The organism is Massilia sp. DWR3-1-1, assembly GCF_049898325.1.
Lineage (GTDB): Bacteria > Pseudomonadota > Gammaproteobacteria > Burkholderiales > Burkholderiaceae_D > JAFCUW01.
This window is the reverse complement of record NZ_JAFCXL010000012.1, coordinates 1-14,543: the sequence shown is the minus strand read 5'-3', so window position 1 is coordinate 14,543 and position 14,543 is coordinate 1. Positions and strand designations below refer to the sequence as shown.

Sequence of the window (14,543 nt, the reverse complement as noted above, 5' to 3'; positions counted from 1 at the left end):
TCTCAGAATGACGTATGCCGGGCCCCGCGCACGCGCAAGTCCCGGCTATTGAGAACTATTGCTTACGCAGGGAACGGGCTGGAGAACGCAAACATCATTGCGATACCAACGCCGATCAGGAACGCCGCATCGATCAGACCAGCCAGCAGGAACATCTTGGTTTGCAGGGTGTTCATCAGTTCTGGTTGACGTGCCGAAGCTTCGATGAACTTACCGCCCATGATGCCGATACCGATACATGCACCGATAGCACCCAAACCAATGATCAAGCCGCAAGCCAGTGCTACGAAAGCGATGTTAGTCATCAAAAACTCCTTAAATAATCAAAAAAATAAAACGTTAAAGTTAAAACTACCAGAGACTACATTTTCCTACGATTCCTACGATTCTTACAGTTACTGCTTGGTGTCCCTGAGGGGATTGACCGTCCTGCTTAGTGTCCTTCGTGGGCTTGACCGATGTAGACCAGGGTCAGCATCATGAAAATGAACGCTTGCAGTGGCACGATCAACAAGTGGAACAGCGCCCAACCCGTACCGAGCAAGACCTGCAGGCCGGCCAGTGCGACGCTCTGGGTGGTCACGCCAATCCAGGTAGCGCCGAGCAGGGCGATCAACAGGAACAGCAACTCACCGGCAAACATGTTGCCGAACAGTCGCATCGACAGCGAGACCGTTTTGGCCGCGTACTCGATCAGGTTCAAACCAAAATTGAAAATCCACAGCGCGGGATGGGCACCGAACGGTGCGGTGAACAGTTCCTTGACGAAGCCGCCGGCGCCCTTGATCTTGATGCCGTAGTAAATCATGCAGGCAAACACGACGATACCCATGCCGAAGGTGCCGTTCAGGTCGGCCGTGGGGACCGAGCGGAAGAATGGTTCGTGGCCTTCGGCGGTGTGGATGCCCAGGGCGCGGAAGATGGTGGCGAACAGGTCGACAGGAAGGAAGTCGATCGAGTTCATCAGGATGACCCAGACCAGCACCGTCAGGGCCAGCGGGGCGATGAAGCTGCGGTCGCCGTGGACGATGGCTTTGGACTGGTCTTCGACCAGTTCAACGAGCGACTCGACGGCGCCCTGGAAGCGGCTCGGTACGCCCGAGGTGACACGGCTGGCGGCAGCGCGCAGCAGGAAGAAGGCAATCAGCGCGGTGATGACGGAGAACAGGATGGTGTCATAGTTGACGACATTGAAGTCAATAATCCCCGGCTGGGCTTGCGAACGCATGTGCCCCAGGTGGTGGGTGATGTATTGCCCAGCGGTGAGCGCGTGCTCGCCTACCGGTTGTGCTCCTGCAGCGACGGTTTCAGTAGTCATGTCTAGCGCCTAAACAATAAGATGATGTAACTTTTCAGTGCCACGATGAAGCCGCATAACAAGGCGAGCCAGTTCAAATCGCGGTACAGCCATGCGGTGACCCCCAACAGGGTCAACGTCAATGCAATCTTGATAAATTCCCCGACCATAAAGGTCATCGGATTGGCCCCACCGGGTTTCTGCGCATTCGCAAACAGGCGCAGGGCAAACAATCCGTTGGGAACGACACAGCAAAATCCCCCCAGCATCGCCGACACGGCGGCAGGCCAGCCACCGAGCCAGGCGGCGATCAAGCCGGCCACGATGGTTGCCATCAATTGCAGGGAAACTAAGCGCAACATTTTTTCTTCTTTTCGCAGCCTGTAAAAGCTGTGTTGCGTTGGGTGAGATTGCGTGAATCAGCGGGATTATAAGGTCTACGCACATACGCGTCAAACGTTGACGCACTTTGTCGGAGCGCAATGCGCGTCAAAAACCACGGATAGCGGGCAGGTGTTCCATTAAGGTGCAGTCAACATTGCGGTATGGCCTGCAAAGCAAGTTTCTTGTTGAAGGTCAATGACTTACCGACAGCTTGCTGGTTTTAAAGGCAAGACTGTCGCCACGCCCGGGACGGCCCGTGTTTACGCCCGTAGTCTTGCCAGAACGCCATCGAGGATATCGAGGTCGGCGAAGTCGATGATCATCTGGCCGCGCCCCTTGTTGCCCATTTTAAATAGCACGGGCGTGGCCAGGCGGTCGGACAATTCTTCTTCGAGGCGGGCGATATCGCCCGATTTTTCTTTCAGGCGGGGGGTGGGCGGGTTGGCCGCCTCATCGATGGTGCGGCTGACCAGTTTTTCCGTTTCCCTGACCGACAGTCGCTTGGCCACCACTTGGCTCGCCAGGCTGATCTGGGTGGCCGCGTCTACCGCCAGCAGCGCGCGCGCGTGGCCCATGTCGAGGTCGCCCGCCATCAGCATGGTTTGTACGGGCTGGGCCAGGTTGATCAGGCGCAGCAGGTTCGACACGGCCGAGCGCGAGCGCCCCACCGCCTGCGCCGCCTGTTCGTGGGTGAATTTGAAATCGTCGATCAGGCGGGCGATGCCCTGCGCCTCCTCCAGCGGGTTCAAGTCTTCGCGCTGGATGTTCTCGATGAGCGCCATGGCGGCGGCGGTCTGGTCGTCGACCTCGCGCACCAGCACGGGGATCGTTGCGAGGCCGGCGATCTGGGCGGCGCGAAAGCGCCGTTCGCCGGCGATGATCTCGTAGGTGATCAGGGCGCCGTCCTTGCCGATGGGTCGCACCAGCACCGGCTGCATCACCCCTTGCGCCTTGATCGAGGCGGCCAGTTCATCGAGGGCGCCTTCGTCCATGCGGGTGCGGGGCTGGTAGCGGCCCGCCTGCAGCTGGGTCACGGGCAGGCTGGTGGGCAGGCCCGGGTCCTGCTGAAACGGGTTGAAGTCGGCGTCGCCGCCCAGCAGCGCGTCGAGACCGCGGCCGAGGCCCTTGAGTTTTTTGGTTGCCATGTTGCGTGCTTCTTTCAGTATGCGGTGGGTCGTTGAGGGGGGCTGGCGGCGGCGCCGCTCACATGGATTTGATGCGCTCGACCATTTCGGCGCCAAAGGCGATGTACGCCTGCGCCCCCTTCGAGGCGGGATCGAACACCACCCCCGGCACGCCGTACGACGGCGCTTCGGCCAGCCGCACATTACGCGGGATGATGGTGTTGAAGACCTTGTCGCCGAAGTGCTGCTCGAGCTGGGCCGAGACCTGTTGCGACAGCGTCATGCGCGGGTCGAACATCACCCGCAGCAGGCCGATGATTTTCAGGTCGTGATTGAGGTTGGCGTGCACCTTCTTGATGGTGTTGACCAGGTCGGACAGGCCTTCGAGGGCGTAGTACTCGCACTGCATGGGGATGATGACGCCGTGGGCGGCGCACAAGCCGTTCAGGGTCAGCATCGACAGCGCGGGCGGGCAGTCGATCAGGATGAAATCGTAGTCGGCGTCGACCAGCGCCAGCGCGTCCTTCAGGCGCCGTTCACGCGCGTCGAGTTCGACCATCTCCACCTCGGCGCCGGCCAGCTCGCGGTTTGACGGCAGCACGTCGAAGCGGCCCGACTCGGAGCGCTGGCGCGCCGTGGCGACGTCTGCCTCGCCCAGCAGCACCTGGTAGGTTGATGCCGCCAGGCCCGCCTTGTTGATGCCGGCGCCCATGGTGGCGTTGCCCTGCGGATCGAGGTCGACCAGCAGCACCCGTTGATCGAGCTTGGCCAGGCCCGCCGACAGGTTGACGCTGGTGGTGGTCTTGCCCACCCCGCCCTTCTGGTTTGCTACGCAAAATATTTTGGCCATGTAGGTTCTTGAATTCGCCGCGAAAAAGATAAGCAATACGATTAGTATTACGGTTTATGTCGTATAAACTATTAATTTAGTATGACTAATATAAATAAAGTATCAGGTATAAACCATATAAACGATTTATACCATTTAGCTTTATTTGCCAATGAACACCAGGTGACGTTCCGCATCGAGGCCGGGTACCCGCAAAGCCTGCAATTGCGTCACTTTCCACGGCGCCGGCAGCCGTTCCTGCTCGTCGGCCGGGGCCACCCCCTTGAGGGCGATGAACTGGCCGCCCTCCTCGAGCAGGTGTCCGGACCAGTTGACGAAATCGGACAGGTCGGCAAACGCGCGCGAGGTGATCACGTCGAACGGCGCCGGCACCACCACCTCCTGCACCTTGGCCGTGTAGACGGTGACGTTGGCCAGACCGAGTTCGGCCTTGACCTGCTTGAGAAACGCGGTTTTCTTGTGCACCGTGTCGATCAGGGACACGGCCAGGTCCGGCCGGGCAATGGCCAGCACGATGCCGGGCAAACCACCGCCGGCGCCCACGTCGAGCACCTTGCGCGCCCCCGTGAACGCGGGCACGGCGGCGAGCGAATCGAGCAGGTGCAAGGTGGCCATCTGCAGGGGATCGCGCACCGAGGTCAGGTTGTAGACGGCATTCCACTTCACCAGCAGGGCCAAGTAGTCGAGCAGCTGGGCGTGCTGCTGCTCGCTCAGCTCGACGGCCAGTGCACGACTGCCGGCGGCCAGCACGGCCGCCAGCCCATTGCGGTCGAACGGCTTCATTGGGCCAGCTCCTCGTTGAGGGTGGTAAAGCCGCGCGCACCCCGTTTTTTCAGGTGCACCAGCAACAGGGAAATGGCGGCCGGCGTGACGCCGGAAATGCGCGAGGCCTGGCCCAGCGTTTCCGGGCGCTGCTTGTCGAGCTTCTGGCGCACTTCGATGGACAGGGCCTTGATGTCGAGATAATCGAAACCGTCGGGCAGCTTGAGGTTTTCGTAGTGGTCGTGGCGCTCAACTTCCTTGGCCTGGCGGTCGATATAGCCCGCATACTTGAGCTGGATTTCGATCTGTTCGCGCACGGCCGCGTCGTCAACGCCGGGGCCGGCCAGCGCCTGACCATCGATCCCTTGCAGCGTCATCAGGCCGTCATAGGCCACGCCGGGGCGGCGCAGCAGGTCGGCCAGCGAATATTCGCGCTCGATCGCCTGGCCAATCACCCGTTCCGATTCGGCCGCCGCCAGCACGCGGGGGTTGACCCACGTCGAGCGCAGCCGTTCCAGTTCGCGCGCCACCGCTTCGCGCTTGGTGTCGAAGGCCTGCCACTGGGCGTCGCCCACCACGCCCAGTTCGCGGCCGACCTGGGTCAGGCGCATGTCGGCATTGTCTTCGCGCAGGCTCAGGCGGAATTCGGCGCGGCTGGTAAACATCCGGTACGGCTCGAGCACCCCTTGCGTCGTCAAATCGTCGACCAGCACGCCCAGGTAGGCTTCCGAGCGGGCCGGCACCCAGGCGTCCTTGCCCTGGGTCAGGCGGGCCGCGTTGATACCGGCGAGCATGCCCTGCGCTGCCGCTTCCTCGTAGCCGGTGGTGCCGTTGATCTGGCCGGCAAAGAACAGGCCGCCGATGGCCTTGGTTTCCAGCGACGTTTTTAGACCCCGGGGATCGAAATAATCGTATTCGATGGCGTAGCCGGGCCGCAGGATGTGGGCGTTCTCCATCCCCTTCATCGAGCGCACGAGGGCGATCTGCACGTCAAATGGCAAGCTCGTCGAGATGCCGTTCGGATAGTACTCGTGCGTCGTCAAGCCTTCCGGTTCGAGGAAGATCTGGTGCGAATCCTTGCCGGCGAAGCGGTGGATCTTGTCTTCGATTGACGGGCAATAGCGGGGCCCGACGCCTTCGATCACGCCCGTGTACATGGGGCTGCGGTCCAGGCCCGCGCGGATGATGTCGTGGGTGGTGGCATTGGTGTGCGTCATCCAGCACGGAATTTGGCGCGGGTGCATGGCGGTGTTGCCCATGACGGAAAACACGGGCACGGGATCGAGGTCGCCCGGCTGCTCGCTCATCACGGAAAAATCGATGCTGCGCCCGTCGATGCGCGGTGGCGTGCCCGTTTTCAGGCGGCCCTGCCCCAGGTTCAATTCTTTCAGGCGGGCCGACAGCGAGATGGCGGGCGGGTCGCCCGCGCGGCCGGCCGAGTGCGACTGCAGGCCCACGTGGATTTTTCCATCAAGGAAAGTACCCGCCGTCAACACCACGGCGCGCGCGCGGAACTGCAAGCCGATCTGCGTGACGGCGCCCACCACGCGGTCGCCCTCGATGATGAGGTCGTCGACGGCCTGCTGGAACAGCCACAAGTTCGGCTGGTTTTCCAGCTTCTCGCGGATGGCCGCCTTGTAGAGGATGCGGTCGGCCTGGGCGCGGGTGGCGCGCACGGCCGGCCCCTTCGACGAGTTCAGGATGCGGAACTGGATGCCGGCCAGGTCGGTGGCCAGGGCCATGGCGCCGCCCATGGCATCGACTTCCTTGACCAGGTGGCCCTTGCCGATACCGCCGATGGACGGGTTGCACGACATCTGACCGAGGGTCTCGATGTTATGAGTGAGCAATAAAGTGGCCTGGCCCATGCGGGCGCTGGCCAGTGCCGCTTCGGTGCCGGCATGGCCGCCGCCGACGACGATGACGTCGAATTGAGTTGGAAATAGCATGTTGGGAGCGTAAAGCGAGGAGGTTGAGCCCCGATTATAGAGTCTTTTGTGCCCAACAATTCGTCTCAGCCCGTTTTTGCTGCCCACGCGCCCTGCCACTGCGGCTTTTTCGCCCATCGTGGTTCCACGTGAAACAGCGCAGCGGGCGCGGCCGGCCGCCGTTTCACGTGAAACAATCGCCCTAGACGAGCCGCTTGATGGCGTCGAATCCCGTCTTGAGAATCAACAGGCAGACGACGACGAGGAACAATTTGCGGACGAACACGCTGCCGTGACGAATCGCCAGGCGGGTGCCCAGCAGCGATCCGGCCACCTGGCACACGGCCATCATCAAGCCCAGTTGCCACAGCAGGTGGCCGCTGTAGCCGAACCACAGCAAGGCGGCCACGTTGCAGGCGACGTTGACCAGCTTGGCCGCCGCCGACGCGCTGAGAAAATCGAAGCCGAAAAAGCGCACAAACAGGAACATCAAGAAGCTGCCCGTGCCGGGGCCAAAAAAACCATCGTAAAAGCCGATCGCCGCCCCCATCCCCAGCGCAATGATTTTCTCCTTCGCGCCGCTGTGCAGCGGCGCATGGATGGCGCCAAAGTCCTTCTTGCGAAAGGTATAGACGGCCACGGCGATCAGCACGACCGGCAGCAACAGCCGAAAATAATCGCCCGGCATGCGCGTCACCGTCCATGCGCCCAGGAAGGACAGGGCGAACGCCGCCAGTGCGGCCGGCGCCGCCGCGCTCCACGCCACCCTCACCCGCCGCGCGTAATTGACCGCGGCCGCACCCGTGCCGAACACCCCGGCCAGCTTGCTGGTGCCCAGCAGCGTGGCCGGCACTTCGCGGGGAAAGGCCGAGAACAGCACGGGCACCTGGATCAGGCCCCCGCCCCCGACCACCGCATCGACCAGTCCCGCCAAAAACGCCGCCAGCGCCAGTACCATGTATTCCACGCCATCTCCCCGTGCAAAAACCATAATTGTACGCAGGAAATAGGAGAGCGATGCGGCCGCTGTTCCACGTGGAACAGCGCACGCGCTGCGCAAGGCGAGGCTGCTGGTGTAAGCTGGTGGTCCGAACCGCCACGCCCCCACGCCCATGACCCCGTTCCAGTTCAGCACCGTTCCCCAGTTGATCGCCGAAGCCGGCGCCGCCAATCGCCTGGGCGCGCTGGTGGCCGAGCGTTTCCCCCTCGCCCGCCACGCCCTGATCGTCACCGATGCGGGCTTTATGCGCACGGGTTTGCTGGCCGGCCCCACCGCCAGCCTGGCCCAGCACGCCATCGGTGTGAGCGTGTACGCCGACGTGGTCGCCGATCCGCCGGAGGCGGTGGTGCTCAATGCCGTCGAGTTCGCCCGCAGCAGTGGCGCCGATATCGTCATCGGCATCGGCGGCGGCAGCTCGATGGACGTGGCCAAGTTAATTGCCGTGCTCGCCGCCAGCGCCCAGCCCATCGCCGCCATCTACGGCATCGGCAACGTCCAGGGCACGCGACTGCCCCTGATCCAGGTGCCCACCACGGCCGGCACCGGCTCGGAAGTGACGAATATCGCCATCGTCACCACGGGAGAAACCACCAAGATGGGCGTGGTCGCACCCCAGCTCTACGCGGACCTTGCCGTGCTCGACGCGGCGCTGACCCTGGGTTTGCCGCCCCTGATGACGGCGGCGACGGGCATCGACGCCATGGTCCACGCCATCGAAGCGTTCACCAGCAAGCACAAGAAAAATCCCCTGTCGGACCTGCTGGCCAAGCAGGCGCTGTCGCTGCTGTCGAACAACCTGGTGCGCGCCTGCCAGCACGGCAGCGACATCGACGCACGCCAGGCCATGCTGGTGGGCGCCTGCCTGGCCGGCCAGGCGTTCAGCAATGCCCCCGTGGCTGCCGTGCACGCGCTCGCTTACCCCATCGGCGGCATTTTTCACGTGCCACATGGTCTGTCCAATTCACTGGTATTGCCGCACGTGCTGCGCTTTAATTTGTCGCACGCGACCGCCCACTACGCGGAACTGGCGGGGGTGGTGGCGCCCGCCGCCACTGGCAGCGAAGCGGCCCGCGCCGAGGCGTTGATTATTGCAATGCAGCAAATTGCCACCGTGACGGGAATTGCCACCAAGCTCAAACAAGTCGGCATCGCCGAAACCGACCTCGACCGGCTGGCCGACGACGCCATGCAGCAGACTCGCCTGCTGGGCAACAACCCGCGCGCGCTGAACCGCGAGGACGCGCGGGCGATCTACGCAGCAGCCTTGTAAGCGTTAGCGCTGCTCGGGCGGCACGTCGCGCAGGCTGGCTAGCAAAGGCGCAAAACTGGACGCATCGACCGGTCGGACCAGTTCGCGCGTGGACGCGGGATCATTGCCCAGGTAATTGCCGCTGCGGCGGTCAAGGGCGGGCCGGATGGGCCGCGCCGTAAAACCGCTGCCGCAATTGGGACACACATTGTGCAGCACCGTTTCCACGCAATGGGCGCAGTACGTGCATTCGTAGGAACAGATACGCGCCTCCAGCGAGGCTGGCGGCAGGCGCTTCGCACATTGTTCACAGCAAGGACGCAGCTCCAGCATGGTCGTTTCCCAATTTAAATGAAGTCCACGCCAATATAAGCGCTTCGCGCGACCCGCGCCAGTCCCCTCGATGCCGCAGGCCGTGCCCCGCAACACGCTGGCGGACACGGCTAGGTGTTCGTCCACAGGGATGACACGCTCAAACCTGCGTGAACGGTGCCCCCGTCAGCCCTCGGCGCGGGTGCGCCGATAGCGGGGCAAGCCGTCGCAGACGATGTTCCATGGCAGCGCCTCGCCGGTAAACGTGTGGTCGGTGGGCGCCAGCGTTTCCGGCGCGTCCAGGCTGCACAAGGTGACATCGCACTCCTCCGGCGTGTCGTCGCGGCGGTAGCCGAGCGGGGTGCCGCAGGCGGCGCAGAAGGTGCGCGTCACGCCCGGGCTCGAGCGCAAAATGGCGGGGTTGCCGGCCAGCCAGCGCAAGCCGTCCCGCTTCACGGTGAACCACGACAGCGCGGGTGCGCCGGCAATGCGCCGGCAACTGCGGCAGTGACAGGTGGTGACGTTGAACACATCGCCGTGCACTTCGTAGCGCAGCGCGCCGCAAAAACATCCGCCCGATCTGACCATGATGGTTCCCCCCAATGTCAGTACAGTGTAATACGAAGGTGTCCCGTCAATCGCCCGGCGTGGTGTCGATGGCCTGCTGGACCAGCGCGGCCATCATGGCGGCGCTGGCGGTGCCGGCCGCGCGCAGGCCTCGCACGGTACCAAGCCGGTCCGCCAGCGTTTCGTCCTGGCTCGCTTTGAGCTTGCCGCTGAGGCGCTCGATGGGAATTTCAATGCCCACCACGGCGCCCAGCAGCTTGTCGATGAAGTCGGCGGGCGCATCGGCCACGCGCCACGGCGCAGCTTGCGCCGCCTCGTGCACCGCCGTCAGGCGCGACAACACGTCGAGCAGCCAGGCGCCGTCCTGCACCACGCGCGGGGTGCCGTGCACGTGCGCCACCGCGTAATCCCAGGTGGGCACCACCTTGCCGTGCTCGGCCTTGCCGGGGTACCAGCCGGGGCTGATATACGCCTGCGGCCCCTGGAAGGTGACGACGGCCGCTTCGCCGGCCAGCAAGTCGCGCCACACGGGGTTGGCGCGCGACACGTGGCCCAGCAAGCTGCCGCACGGTCCGCGCGTGCGGTCGAGCAGGAAGGGGAGATGGTTGGCGATCAATCCGCCGGCGCCACGGCACACCCAGGTGCCCAGTGGATGCGCCTCGATCAGCGCGTACAGGGCCTCGCCATCGGGTTGCGCATGGTAAGTCGGCAGATACATGGTGGATCCTCATCAAACAAACAGGGCAGCTGGCGCCATCGCGACGCGGCGAATAACACGGGCGGCAAGAGCGTGGCAGTATGATAAGGCAAATTGCAAGCGCAACTTACCAGGGCCCCTGATGCACATTACTTTCGAATCCCCCGACCAGGCCGACGTGCGCCTGCTCATCGACGAACTCGACGCTTACCTGTATGCGATCTATCCCGCGGAAAATGTGTACGCGCTCGATATCGCCGCACTGCTCAGCCCGAACGTGCTGTTTGCCGTGGCGCGCGACAGCGCCGGCACCGCCCTCGCCTGCGGCGCCGTCGTCGTCACGCCCGCCTGCGGCGAAATCAAGCGTGTCTATGTGCGCCCGAGCGCGCGCGGCCGGGGCCTGGCGCAGCGCCTGATGGGGGCGCTGGAAGCGAAGGCGGTCGAACACGGTTGCCGGGTTTTCATGCTCGAGACGGGGCCGGCGCAGCCGGAAGCGCTGGTGCTGTACCAGCGCCTGGGCTACCAGCGCCGCGCCGCCTACGGCGACTACAGCGAGGATCCGCTGTCCGTGTTCATGGAAAAACAGGCCGGCTAGAAAGCCGGTCTCAACTTTCGCGCAGCCGGTATTTCTTCACGACCCCCTCGCGGTCGAACAGGATCACCAGTTCGCGCTCGTGCTTGACGGCGCCCAGGATGGCGATCACGGGACCGACCACGGGGATCAGGCCCGTGGCCGGCGGCACGTGGCGCTTGTCGCTGTAGACCCACACCTCGTAGCCGCTGGCAAAGCTGTTGACGGTGGCCAGGCCGAACGCCTTGCTCACGTCGGCCCGCGTGCTCACGCCCACCGTCAGCGCCAGCCGCACGCCGTCGTCGCTCAGGGGCCGCGCCGTCAGCGCGGCGCAGCCCGTCAAGCCCAGCACGACGGGCAGCAGCAGGCCAGCCAGGCGCGCCCTCATGGCGCCACCGCGGCGCTCAATACGGCGTCGTCCATGTACTCGAGTTCGATCAGGGTGTCGTCCGGCCAGCTGCTGTCGGAAATCTTGAGGTGGTAGGTGCGATCGATCAGGAAGGGATAAAAATCGTAAAAAATCTGGATGGCGACGGGTGCCTGGCTGCCATACAAATAGGGAGAAAGCAGCACCTGGCGCCGTTGCCCGTGCACCATCGTCACATTGAACACGGCCCGTTCGGCGTAGTACAGCCAGGCGCCGGGAAAGGTGCTGCAGACGTCGATGGTCGCTTCGATCACGTAATAGGCCGGTGTTTTCAGGCCCACCAGCAGCGAGGCGGCGCGGTCGATCTGGCATTCGAGCCGCAGGTCGCCCAGCCGCCGCGTGTTCGGTGGCAAGCCCGGCGTGATCACTTCGGGCGCCCAGGCGAAGCTGCGCGCCTTGCGATTGCTGACCACGTCGGCGCCATCGTCGAGCGCCTGGGCGTCGCGTGGCAAGGTGAAGCCCAGGTCAGGGTCGAGCGCAATGGGCAGGCTGCGCGTGCCACCCTGCAGGCGCAGGCGCACGCCATCCGCCCGCACCCCGGGCAGGCGCGGATAGAGCCGGTAGCGCAAGGCGGCGGCAGGCGCGAGCGCATGGTGCTGCTCGAAGGCATCCATCCCCTTGCGCATGCGCCGGTACGATTGGGTATCGGGATCGGCCAGGCCGTCCACCTGCACCACGGCCATCGGCGCGGCGGCGGGCGCGGGGGCCGTCTGGCCCCAGGCGGCGCCGGCCGTGCAGGCCGTCAGCAGCAACAGGGGCCGCAGCCGGCATTGAAATAAGGGACTCATCAAACATCCTTGTCGAAGTAGGGCGCCATGCCGCAGAATGCAACATTGCAACAAGGGTCATTCTAATCACTGCAAGCTTAGGCTTAGCCAAAGACGGCGCCCCTCCCCCACCATGCACATCCTGATCCTGGAAGACGACCTCGATTTGGGCTTCGCCCTGCAGCAGGCCCTGCAACTCGAAGGCATCAGCAGCGTGTGGCTGCGCCGCCTGGCCGAAGCGCCGCTGGCGTCCGAGGTGGCCGCCTTCGACTGCGTGTTGCTGGACCTGGCGCTGCCCGATGGCGACGGCCTGCATCTGCTGCTGCGCTGGCGCCGCGCGGGGGTGGTGGTGCCCATCGTCATCATTACCGCGCGCGCCGCGCTGGCCGACCGCCTGGCCGGCCTCGACGGCGGCGCCGACGACGTGCTCATCAAGCCGTTCGACACCGCCGAACTGCTCTCGCGCCTGCGCGCGGTGCTGCGCCGCTACGCGCGCCAGGCCAGCGAAGTGTGGACCATCGGCGACTTGCAGATCGAACCGCGCAGCTACGTGGCGCGCCTGCACGGCGCGCCGCTCGAGCTGTCGCCGCGCGAGTTTCACCTGCTGATGGAACTGGCGCGCGAGCCGGGCACGGTGGTGCCCAAGGGCACGCTGGCGCAACGGCTCGAGCCGCTGGGCGACGCCATCGACTTCGGCGCCCTCGAAGTGCACGTGTCTAACCTGCGCAGAAAGATCGGCGCCGAGCGCATCCGCACCGTGCGCGGCATCGGCTACCTGATCGCCGCATGAAGGCCCGGGCCGCCCTGCTGCGCCCGACCCTGGTGCGGCGTGCCATGCTCACGCTGCTGATCGCCTTTGCGCTGGTCTGGCTGGTGTTACTGGGCAAGGGACTGTACGACGCCACCGACCGCGCCGCCCTCGACCGCACCTTGCTCAGGCTGGGCGAGAACCTGCTGACCCTCATCGGACCGCTCGAGGCGCCCGCCGAAGCGCGCGCGGCGGTCGCTGCCAGCGCCACCCTGATCGACGACAGCTATCGCGCCAGCGGCGTGCCGGGCGCGGTGCTGATGGAGCTGAGAAATGCCGACGGCGCCCGCCTGTTCGTCTCCGCCAAGGGGGTGCCGGCTGGCCTGCATGGCATGGCCGGGCAGATCGTCGGCGCCAGCGCCGATGGCCAGCCCTACCGCCTCTACGAAGGGCGCCGCGGCCGCTGGACGCTGCTGGTGGCGGCGCCCATCCTGCCCACCAGCTGGCTCGTCAAGGCCCTGGGCGGGCCGCTGGCGCTCGATATGGTCATCGCCCTTCCCTTCGTCATGCTACCCCTGTGGTTCGCCGTCACGCGCGCGCTGGCGCCCTTGCGCAAGCTATCCGGCCAGCTGACGGCCAGGGGGCCCGACGACCTGTCCGCCCTGGTCGCCGTTCCCGTCCACGCGGAACTGCAGCCGCTGGTGAGCGCGCTCGACCACTTGCTGGGCCAGTTGCGCCACAAGGTCGCGCGTGAACAGGCGTTCGTGCAGGATGCCGCCCATGAATTGCGCACGCCGATGGCGGTGCTGGCGGCCCAGGCCCACGTGCTGGCCATGACCACCGATAACAACGAGCGCACCGCCGCGGCGCGCCGCATGGCCCAGGCAATCGGCCGCGCCTCGCACCTGCTGAGCCAGTTGCTGGACCTGGCCTGCATGGACCAGGGCGCCCAGCCGGCAGCGGCCGCACTCGACCTGGCGCAACCGCTGCGCCAGGCGCTGGCGCTGCTGGCGCCGGCCGCGCTGGCGCGCCAGATCGTGCTGTCGCTGGAGGCGCCCGACGCGCTGCCCTACCCGCTCGAGGCGGGCGCATGGCAATCGATCGTCCAGAATCTGCTCAACAATGCCATCGCCTACGTGCCCGATCACAGCCACATCAGCGTGCGCTTGCAGGCGCTGCACAAGGGCGTGCTGCTCAGCGTGGCCGATGACGGTCCCGGCATTGCACCAGCCCTGCGCACACGCGTGTTCGAACGGTTTTACCGGGGCAGCGGCCACGCCGCGCCAGGCGCCGGCCTGGGCCTGGCCATCGTGCGCGAGGCGGCGCGCAGGCACGGCGGCAGCGTCACGCTGGACGATGGCATCGGCGGCAAAGGCTGCACCTTCAGCGTAACGCTGCAGGACCAGAACGGGTAGGAAGCGCGAACTTGCGCGACGCTTTCATGCACCATCATAAGTAACATGAGACGCGACAGTAAACTAGGCGGTCTCAAGTATCAAGTGCAACACCGGGTTAATGAATCGAATCGGCCTGCAATTGTAGCCGAGCCATGTGTTCGGTATAAACCACCAGAGGCGACTTCCATCCGAGCGTTTCCCGTGGTCGCGTATTGAGCGACAGAGCAATGGCATCGAGGTCGTCCTGCGAGTAAATCGATAGGTCTGATCCTTTAGGCATGTACTGGCGCAGCAAGCCGTTGGTGTTCTCATTGGAGCCTCGCTGCCATGGGCTGTGCGGGTCGGCAAAGTAGATCTGCACTCCGGTGCGCTCGGTGAGGATTTTGTGGCCATGCATCTCGCGGCCCTGGTCGTAGGTCATCGACTTGCGCAGTTCGGCGGGCTGACGGTTGAGCACCGCCGA

General features: G+C 64.7%; 18 protein-coding genes. 4 read left to right on the top strand and 14 right to left on the bottom strand.

Annotated features, from left to right (window positions below; translation table 11 throughout):
• Positions 1-62: 62 nt before the first annotated feature.
• From atpE to ACP7EY_RS13970, 8 genes are all read right to left on the bottom strand, one after another.
• On the bottom strand, positions 63-305 hold the full coding sequence (gene atpE, locus ACP7EY_RS14005) for a F0F1 ATP synthase subunit C (protein ID WP_305507232.1): 243 nt from the start codon (positions 303-305) through the stop codon (positions 63-65).
• A gap of 128 nt (positions 306-433) precedes the next feature.
• On the bottom strand, positions 434-1,318 hold the full coding sequence (atpB, locus tag ACP7EY_RS14000; RefSeq protein WP_426194544.1) for a F0F1 ATP synthase subunit A: 885 nt from the start codon (positions 1,316-1,318) through the stop codon (positions 434-436).
• 2 nt (positions 1,319-1,320) lie between these two features.
• Positions 1,321-1,659: an ATP synthase subunit I gene (locus ACP7EY_RS13995; RefSeq protein ID WP_426194542.1), complete on the bottom strand. Its 339-nt coding sequence runs from the start codon at positions 1,657-1,659 to the stop codon at positions 1,321-1,323.
• Positions 1,660-1,941: 282 nt separating this feature from the next.
• The gene (locus ACP7EY_RS13990; protein WP_426194540.1) at positions 1,942-2,826 is read right to left on the bottom strand and encodes a ParB/RepB/Spo0J family partition protein; all 885 of its coding nucleotides are present in this window, start codon (positions 2,824-2,826) and stop codon (positions 1,942-1,944) included.
• Between the two features lie 58 nt (positions 2,827-2,884).
• Complete coding sequence (locus ACP7EY_RS13985) at positions 2,885-3,655, bottom strand: ParA family protein (protein WP_426194538.1); 771 nt, start codon at positions 3,653-3,655, stop codon at positions 2,885-2,887.
• 141 nt (positions 3,656-3,796) lie between these two features.
• The gene (rsmG, locus tag ACP7EY_RS13980) at positions 3,797-4,438 is read right to left on the bottom strand and encodes a 16S rRNA (guanine(527)-N(7))-methyltransferase RsmG (RefSeq protein ID WP_426194536.1); all 642 of its coding nucleotides are present in this window, start codon (positions 4,436-4,438) and stop codon (positions 3,797-3,799) included.
• Entirely contained in the window at positions 4,435-6,366 is a 1,932-nt protein-coding gene (gene mnmG, locus ACP7EY_RS13975) for a tRNA uridine-5-carboxymethylaminomethyl(34) synthesis enzyme MnmG (RefSeq protein WP_426194534.1), read from the bottom strand. The genes rsmG and mnmG overlap by 4 nt, the downstream gene beginning before the upstream one ends.
• Positions 6,367-6,547: 181 nt before the next feature.
• Positions 6,548-7,303 carry a sulfite exporter TauE/SafE family protein gene (locus tag ACP7EY_RS13970; RefSeq protein WP_426194823.1) on the bottom strand — a complete coding sequence of 252 codons (756 nt, stop codon included), beginning with the start codon at positions 7,301-7,303 and terminating at the stop codon, positions 6,548-6,550.
• Between the two features lie 154 nt (positions 7,304-7,457).
• Between ACP7EY_RS13970 and ACP7EY_RS13965 the strand changes: the two genes are divergently transcribed.
• Positions 7,458-8,615: an iron-containing alcohol dehydrogenase gene (locus ACP7EY_RS13965; RefSeq protein WP_426194532.1), complete on the top strand. Its 1,158-nt coding sequence runs from the start codon at positions 7,458-7,460 to the stop codon at positions 8,613-8,615.
• Positions 8,616-8,618: 3 nt separating this feature from the next.
• Here ACP7EY_RS13965 and ACP7EY_RS13960 read toward each other — a convergent pair whose 3' ends face one another.
• From ACP7EY_RS13960 to ACP7EY_RS13950, 3 genes are all read right to left on the bottom strand, one after another.
• A complete protein-coding gene (locus ACP7EY_RS13960; RefSeq protein ID WP_426194530.1) occupies positions 8,619-8,927 on the bottom strand; it encodes a DUF1272 domain-containing protein in 309 nt (102 codons plus the stop codon).
• 165 nt (positions 8,928-9,092) lie between these two features.
• Positions 9,093-9,494, bottom strand: a complete 402-nt coding sequence (locus ACP7EY_RS13955; protein WP_426194528.1) for a GFA family protein — start codon at positions 9,492-9,494, stop codon at positions 9,093-9,095.
• Between the two features lie 46 nt (positions 9,495-9,540).
• Positions 9,541-10,191, bottom strand: coding sequence for an FMN-binding negative transcriptional regulator (locus tag ACP7EY_RS13950; RefSeq protein WP_426194526.1), 651 nt, complete (start codon positions 10,189-10,191; stop codon positions 9,541-9,543).
• 121 nt (positions 10,192-10,312) lie between these two features.
• Between ACP7EY_RS13950 and ACP7EY_RS13945 the strand changes: the two genes are divergently transcribed.
• Entirely contained in the window at positions 10,313-10,765 is a 453-nt protein-coding gene (locus tag ACP7EY_RS13945) for a GNAT family N-acetyltransferase (RefSeq protein ID WP_426194524.1), read from the top strand.
• Positions 10,766-10,775: 10 nt separating this feature from the next.
• Here ACP7EY_RS13945 and ACP7EY_RS13940 read toward each other — a convergent pair whose 3' ends face one another.
• Both ACP7EY_RS13940 and ACP7EY_RS13935 read right to left on the bottom strand, forming a co-directional pair.
• Positions 10,776-11,129, bottom strand: coding sequence for a hypothetical protein (locus tag ACP7EY_RS13940; RefSeq protein ID WP_426194522.1), 354 nt, complete (start codon positions 11,127-11,129; stop codon positions 10,776-10,778).
• Complete coding sequence (locus ACP7EY_RS13935) at positions 11,126-11,956, bottom strand: hypothetical protein (RefSeq protein ID WP_426194520.1); 831 nt, start codon at positions 11,954-11,956, stop codon at positions 11,126-11,128. The genes ACP7EY_RS13940 and ACP7EY_RS13935 overlap by 4 nt, the downstream gene beginning before the upstream one ends.
• Positions 11,957-12,068: 112 nt before the next feature.
• On the opposite strand from ACP7EY_RS13935, the gene ACP7EY_RS13930 reads away from it, so the two are divergent.
• A complete protein-coding gene (locus ACP7EY_RS13930) occupies positions 12,069-12,725 on the top strand; it encodes a response regulator (protein WP_426194518.1) in 657 nt (218 codons plus the stop codon).
• Complete coding sequence (locus tag ACP7EY_RS13925; protein WP_426194516.1) at positions 12,722-14,098, top strand: ATP-binding protein; 1,377 nt, start codon at positions 12,722-12,724, stop codon at positions 14,096-14,098. Before ACP7EY_RS13930 ends, ACP7EY_RS13925 begins: the two co-directional genes overlap by 4 nt.
• A 97-nt stretch (positions 14,099-14,195) precedes the next feature.
• Here the strand turns inward: ACP7EY_RS13925 and ACP7EY_RS13920 are convergent.
• Positions 14,196-14,543 (bottom strand): IS30 family transposase (locus ACP7EY_RS13920; RefSeq protein WP_426194514.1); only part of this gene is annotated, 348 nt, incomplete at its 5' end.